General features: G+C 51.6%; 7 protein-coding genes. 1 reads left to right on the top strand and 6 read right to left on the bottom strand.

Annotated elements, in window-relative coordinates; all coding sequences use genetic code 11:
• Positions 1-1,581, top strand: a 1,581-nt coding sequence (locus Q0294_RS12565; RefSeq protein ID WP_299465680.1) for a bifunctional aminoglycoside phosphotransferase/ATP-binding protein, incomplete at its 5' end; no start/stop codon positions are given.
• A gap of 25 nt (positions 1,582-1,606) precedes the next feature.
• Here Q0294_RS12565 and Q0294_RS12560 read toward each other — a convergent pair.
• The 6 genes from Q0294_RS12560 to Q0294_RS12535 all read right to left on the bottom strand — a co-directional run.
• Positions 1,607-1,972 carry an STAS/SEC14 domain-containing protein gene (locus Q0294_RS12560; RefSeq protein WP_299465677.1) on the bottom strand — a complete coding sequence of 122 codons (366 nt, stop codon included), beginning with the start codon at positions 1,970-1,972 and terminating at the stop codon, positions 1,607-1,609.
• 122 nt (positions 1,973-2,094) lie between these two features.
• Complete coding sequence (locus Q0294_RS12555; protein WP_299465674.1) at positions 2,095-2,796, bottom strand: ATP-binding cassette domain-containing protein; 702 nt, start codon at positions 2,794-2,796, stop codon at positions 2,095-2,097.
• Positions 2,796-3,719, bottom strand: coding sequence for a 1-phosphofructokinase family hexose kinase (locus Q0294_RS12550; RefSeq protein ID WP_299465671.1), 924 nt, complete (start codon positions 3,717-3,719; stop codon positions 2,796-2,798). Before Q0294_RS12550 ends, Q0294_RS12555 begins: the two co-directional genes overlap by 1 nt.
• Positions 3,720-3,771: 52 nt before the next feature.
• Complete coding sequence (locus Q0294_RS12545; protein ID WP_299465668.1) at positions 3,772-5,064, bottom strand: SGNH/GDSL hydrolase family protein; 1,293 nt, start codon at positions 5,062-5,064, stop codon at positions 3,772-3,774.
• A gap of 110 nt (positions 5,065-5,174) precedes the next feature.
• Complete coding sequence (locus Q0294_RS12540; protein WP_299465665.1) at positions 5,175-6,344, bottom strand: iron-containing alcohol dehydrogenase; 1,170 nt, start codon at positions 6,342-6,344, stop codon at positions 5,175-5,177.
• 69 nt (positions 6,345-6,413) lie between these two features.
• On the bottom strand, positions 6,414-6,977 hold a 564-nt coding region (locus Q0294_RS12535; RefSeq protein ID WP_299465662.1), incomplete at its 5' end, for a glutathione peroxidase.

The raw sequence follows: 6,977 nt of genomic DNA, 5'->3' as shown, positions 1-6,977 counted from the left end.
TCAACACAGCAGGAGCAGGGAAGATTCATAATGTTGATCGAATCACTGCAGAATAAATCACTCTACGATCATCCGGTCGATGAATTTCAGGTGTTGGAGACCCACATTTCCTGGGTGTTGCTGACCGGTCCCTACGCTTATAAACTCAAAAAGCATGTGGATCTGGGCTTTGTCAACTTTTCGACCTTGGCGCTCCGCGAGAAATACTGCCAGGAAGAAATCCGTCTGAATCGCAGACTGGCACCGGATCTGTATCTCAAGGTCATTCCGATTACGGGAACCGAGGCGTCTCCCGAATTGAGTGGGACCGGAGAAATTATTGATTTCGCCGTGCAAATGGCTCAGTTTCCGCAGGAGAGTCTCCTCAGTCACGCGATTGAACAAGGTAACGTGACAGCAGAACATATTGATCTGCTGGCACAGGAAGTAGCCGAGTTTCACACGAAAATTGCAATCACCGGTGAAGATTCTGAAATGGGGACGCCGAAAAAGGTCATGGCGCCGTTACAGGAAAATTTTCGGCATCTGGGTGAGCTGTTTTCGTCTGATGCTTCGGTTCTGGAAAAGGTCGCGTCGATCCGATCAGAAAACGAACGTTGGTATGAGGAACACAAAACGTTACTGGCTCAACGCAAGTCTCTGGGATTTATTCGTGAATGTCATGGTGATATGCATCTGGGCAATATGATTCTGAGCAACGAGGGAGTGACGATATTTGATTGCCTGGAATTCAACGCTGCACTGCGCTGGGGGGATGTAATGAGCGAGGTGGCGTTTGTGGTTATGGATCTGGAAGATCGGGGACGTGTCGATTATGCCTTCCGTTTCCTGAATCGCTATCTGGAAATCACTGGCGATTATGACGGCGTCCCCTTATTGCGGTTTTATTTATCGTATCGGGCAATGGTGCGCGCGAAAGTCGCTGCGTTGCGTTATAGCCAGCATGATTTCTCTGAAGCAGAAGCCTCGCAAATTCTCAAGGAATTCCATTCTTATTTAGAATTGGCGAAAAAATATGTGTCGAAAACAAAATCACTGCTGCTGTTGACACATGGGGTTTCGGGAAGTGGCAAATCGTATGGCAGCGGTTTACTGCTGGAAGGTATGCGTGCGATTCGCGTTCGTTCTGATGTGGAACGGAAACGGATTCAGGCAGAAAATCAGATTCCGGAAACGGAATTGTATTCACAGGATGTGACACAGCAGACCTATCATCGCTTGTCTGATCTGGCGCAGATCATTCTGAATGCAGGCTGGAATGTGATTATGGATGCGACCACCTTAAAAGTGTGGCAACGAAGCCTGTTCCGGGAACTGGCAGAGCGTTTGAATGTGCCCTTTCTGCTGCTTAAGTTCGCGGCTGATCGGAAGGTGCTTGAGTCCCGCATCGCTGCCAGACAGGCAGCAGACGCTGATCCGTCCGATGCGACAGCAGAGGTGTTGGCGCATCAGTTGGCAGGCGTTGAACCACTGACGGAATCGGAACAGGCAGTGACAGTCTCCATTCCTGCGAATCAGGAATGGACGACTGAAATGCTTGTGCAGCGGGTCAGAGATTGCCTGTCAGAAGCACACCCCTGAATCAGAGTTTATTTCTGATGCTAAGCTAAGTTGATTCGGCGATCCAGGTTTTGGCTGCATCCAGTTCCGCCATATCAAAATATTTGATTTTGGCTTTGGTGAATGGTTTACAGAAAGTGGCCATGCCTTTTTCCCATTTACTTTCACCGGCAATTGCCAGACGTTCAATGTCTTTGAAGTGTTTCAAATCAAATTTTGTGTCTTCCCAGAGGGCTCCCACGGTCCAGCCATGAAAGTCATGCAGTTCCACCAGCATGTGTAATGGGCCATGCTGGTGGATCAATGTTTCAATAATCGGCATGAAATCGTGATAGTCTTCTTTAACCAGCTTGCCGGACAGTTTAATTTCCACGTAATTCTGCTCGGCGTGATGTTGAATATCGATAGGCATGAGTTGTCTCCTTTAGATGGTGAGAGAAAGTTCGACAGAGTTAAGCATACTGGAAAACGGATTTGTTTCCAATTCGATTCGCGAAGAATTCAAATAACTTTCATTGCTCCTTTAGGGGGCATTCAGTGCATCTCCTGGCAGGGAGTCAGCGTCCCAGAAGGAAACACCATGACCTGCCGGGCAATGCGGTGCGCCTGGTTGTGATCGTGCGTAATCCAGACGAAGGCAGGAGCGGGATCTGAGATTTCCATCCACCTCAGAATCATCGATTCAAATTGTTGCGTGGTTTCCGGATCGAGACCGGACGTGGGCTCATCCAGCAGCAGGACTCGCGGCGATAAGATGAGAGCCCGCAATAAAGCGACGATCTGCCCTTCCCCTCCGGAGAGCACGCTGGATTTTCGCTGCAGGAATTTTTCCGGTTTGTCAAATGAATTCAGTAAATCCATGACTGTTGCAATGTCATGGGGTTTGTTCTGGTTCACTTGAAATTGCAGAGCGAATTTCAGGTTGGACTCCACCGTCCCTTCGATCAAAACGGGGCGCTGCTGAAGATAAACGATCTGGCTGCGAAATTGGGGTAATTGTTTGTCCGGGACAGGCAAACCGAGAAATCGAATTTCCCCTTCCTGAATTTCATCAAGCATGGCCAGTGAACGCAGAAAGAGCGATTTTCCCGAACCGGTCGGGCCCACGATGGCGATGCGGTCTCCCGGAGAGACGCTGAGCGACAAATTTCGAATGAGCCACTCGCCTGTTGTTGTTTGCCGACCGGTCTGCCGGGCTTCGAGAAGACAGTGTTCGTCCCGGCGTTCTTCGCTCATCAAACAATCTGCTCCATTTCGACCTGTTCGTAAAACGCTTGCACGCTTGCCACGGAAAGTCTTGCCGGCAGAAGTTGTGTTAAATTATCGGCGGCAGCGCCCATGCCCCAGCGGATCGCTTCCGGAACAGTCCAGCCTTGATGAATTCCACACGCAATACCTGCAGCCAGACTGTCGCCGCAGGCAATCGGATTCACGGGCTCGACAGGAGGCGGCGTGAAGCGAAATACTTCTTTGTCGGATGTCGCCCACAGAGCCTCTTTCCCCTGTGAGATCACCACCCAGGTCGCGCCGCGGCGATTGATTTCCTGCATACCTTTGATTATATCTTCGGTGCTGGAAAGGGAGCGGGAGAGCGTGCGTTCCAGTTCCTCGTGATTTGGCTTGACCAGAAACGGGGCCTGGGTTAACGCTTCCTCCAGTTCGGGGCCCCGCGCGTCCAGAATGACCGGGCAGCTTGTTTTTGCAAGTAAATCACGATAAAACGTGACGGGAGTTCCAGCAGGCAGAGATCCGGTGAGCACGGCAACCGTTGCCGTTTCTGCACAGCGGTGATACTCGGCGGAAAACGCCTTGACTTCCGCATCTGAGAGTGGTGCCGCATTCTCGACGAGTTCTGTTGTCAGCCCCGATGATCGATCCAGAATCGTCGTGCAGACTCGAGTCGGGTTCTGTTGGTCGAGACTACGGAACGAAACGTTGAGCTGATTCAGTTCTGCTTCAATCAAACTCCGGGCATAGCCACTGGCCGGAAAAATCGTTTCACAAGGGCTCCCCAGATGCTGCAGTGCAATCCCGACGTTGATCACTTTGCCTGAAGCACACCACAGGGCAGTCCGGCAGCGATTGACTTCTCCGACCTGCAGGGAATTCACTTCCAGGATCTGTTGCCAGGCCGGACTCAGGCCGGCTGTGATTATCATGCTCAATTTGCCTTATCTGATAAAAAATGTGAAAGGAAAATTTGTCAAAAATTTACGGAACCAGTTCGCCTCGCAGCATGATTTTACCGACGCGGATTTTAGTGCCCTGGAATTTAGGTGATTTCAATTCCTGATCGGGGTTCTTGAGACGAAAGGCTACAGAGCTGCGATCCGGCTGTTCCGGATGAATCTCCACGGTGACGGTGTGGACCTGCTGCGGGTCCAGATTCTGCGCCAGATTCAAAGTCGCAATGCGATGGTAAGTGCAATAGCTGTCAAAGCGAGGCGTCAATTTGGGATGCGGTTTTCCATCAACGGTAATCTGCACCTGTCCGCCGTCGGGGCCCAATAAATCGTAGAGGGCCGCCTGAGAACCACGGAATTGAAACGTGAGGAGACTGCCCGGTTCATCGGCTTCCCAGATTTGTCCCATACGTCCGCCAAACCGTTTCATGAGTTCATTCTCTGCGGGCAGTGCTTTCCAGTTGCCGGTGAGCATGGTTGCATTGAGCGGAACCATTTTCGCGTCGGACCAGTGCCCGGCGACAAAAGGATGTTTCAATTGAGAGGCATGATTTACGGGTTTTGAATCGGATTCCATCAGTTTGATCGCATCGGCGATGACTTCGGTATAGATTTCGTGTCCTTGATCGAGGGGATGAACGCCGTCTTTGGAAAAGAGGATGATCTCTTCAGTCAGCGGCGTCTCTGAGGTGAATTTCAGTTTTCCCTGTTGTTCCAGCTCGACAATTTTTAAAGCGACATTGATGGAGGGAATGCCGTAGTGGTCGGCCAGGAGTTCCATTGCAGAGGCAGAACGGGGGCACTCCCCCTTTCGCAATTCGGTCTCGTTGTTCACGCGAAATGTATACACGAAACAGATATCCGTTTGAGGATTGGCTGTCCAGATTTGACGCACAATCCCTTCCATCGATTCCCAGATCGATTCCGGCTGTCGTCCCCCATCATTGACGGCAAATTCGATAAATACCAGATCGGGGTGATGCTGGAGGACATCATGCTCCAGTCGAAATGCCCCCAGATCGCTACCCGTACCGCCGATGGCGGCGTGTATTTCCTGGATTTTAGCTTGGGGAAATGCCTCCTGCAGCCATTTGGTGGTTTTGACTCGCCAGCCGGGAGCCGCCGTGATTGAGCCTCCCAGATAAGCGACGCGGACTTCTTCGTTTTGTTTGAGTTTGTTGAGCGTGTTGCCGAGCCCCTGGCGCGAGACAAACGGTTTCGCTTTGACGGGATGATAAACAGGAGGATCTGCTTGCGCAAAACCGGCTATGCTTACGAAAATGAATACGAGGGTGAGCAACTTGAGTAAGGATCTGGACATGGTTTTCTTCTCTCCGTGAGTGCGAATGGGAAAAGAACATTCTAACGAATGCGATAAAAGATTGAAATGAGCGCCCGGCTACGGACCTTCAACTTGGCGCGCATATTCTGTTACAACAGATCTTCCAGAATTTGGGTGAGTTCCGTATCCGAGATTTCGCGGGGATTTCCGCTCATGCTGTTGCCCCGGGAACTGGCCACCAGATCCGGAATCTGAGAGGGGGTGACGCCCAGATCTGAGAGTCGGCGGGGGATTTTGAGGCGATCGTTGAGGGACTGAATCCGGTCGATCAGATATTGATCCGCTTCTGCTTCGGAGAGTGACAGGTCAGGGGCTATAAATCGTGTAATTTCAGCGTATTCTCGCTGGCAGACAGATAAATTGGTTTTGAGCGTGGCTGGCAGCATCACGGCACAGGCGAGTCCATGGGGAATGCGACAATGAATGCCCAGCGCCGGCGCAACACCGTGTGCCATGCCCAGTCCGGAATTGGCCAAAGCGATGCCGGAGAGCAAAGATGCATGTGCCATATTTTCGCGGCCGGTACGGGATGTTCCGTTTTCAACGGCCTCCGTAATCGCAGGCAGCGCCAGTTTGAGCCCCTGCAGGCAGAGTGCCTGTGGAATTGGTTGTGCGCGGCAGGAGATGTAACTTTCCAGCAACTGGGTGATGGCATCCATGCCGGTGCGGGCGGTGACCTCGGGGGGAACCGAGCATGCTAATTGCGGATCACACAGAACCAGATTTGGAATCATCTGGTCGGCTCTTAAGCTCTTTTTAAACGCCGGTGAATAGCTGGAGATGACGGCGTTCTTTGTGGCTTCGCTGCCCGTTCCTGCGGTGGTCGGTATCGCCAGCAGAGGGAGTGGCGTCTGTGTCAGTTTTAAACCTCGTCCGACCCCCTCCAGATAATCCAGAACGGTGTCACTTTCCTGGTTGGTCACCATCGCGGCGCAGGCTTTGGCCAGATCAATGCCCGAACCGCCGCCGATGCCGATCAGGAAATCCCCTGCCCTGATTCCCGCGTCACGCAGGAGTTGAGTGACCTGATCCACGTCGGTTACTTCCGGTTCATTGGTAATCGTATGGATGAACTCGCTGCTGATGTTGGCGCGGGACAGGAATTGCTGCAATTCCTCAAGCACTCCCTTCGCTTCCAGTGAACGGGAACCGGAGATGATTAAACCGCGCGTACCCAGAGAGGAAGCCAGTTGGCCGACTTCCGCGAAACGTCCCCAGCCGAAATGGATTTGCTGCGGGGAGAAAAAATCGTATTGCATGTCAATCGTTCTATAAAAAAAGGGACACATCTCATTCAGATGTATCCCTTTGTTGCGAATCAGCTGTGATTATTTTTTATTCAGTTCTGCTTCGACGGCTTTAGTGACCTCATCAGATTGAGGATTCGCGCGTGTACGGAAGCGGGCTGCGATTTCTCCGTCGCGGCTGATCAGAAACTTTTCAAAGTTCCATTTGACCGGACCGGCGGTTTTGGGATTCGTTTTTTTGGACGTCAGGTATTGATAGAGATCACTGGCGTTCTCGCCGTTCACGTCGACTTTACTGAACATATCGAACGTCACACCATAGTTCTTGGTGCAGAACTCAGAAATCTGCACAGCGGTTCCAGGCTCCTGGGCACCAAACTGGTTACAGGGAAATCCAAGGATCACCAGCCCCTGATCTTTATATTTTTCGTGCAGTGCCTGCAGGTCTTTGTACTGGGGGGTTGCACCGCATTTGCTGGCCGTATTGACAATCAGTAACACTTTATCCTGGTACTTGCTCAGATCGACCTCTTTACCGTCGAGAGATTTCATCTTGTGATTCAAGACAGGGGGAACCGTTTTTTTATTGGTTTCGCCGGCAAAGGTGCTCGAAAAGGCAATTGCCAGCATTCCTGCCAGGATCGT

This window comes from uncultured Gimesia sp. (assembly GCF_937919775.1).
Taxonomy (GTDB): Bacteria; Planctomycetota; Planctomycetia; order Planctomycetales; family Planctomycetaceae; genus Gimesia.
This window is presented reverse-complemented; position numbering and strand designations above follow the sequence as displayed.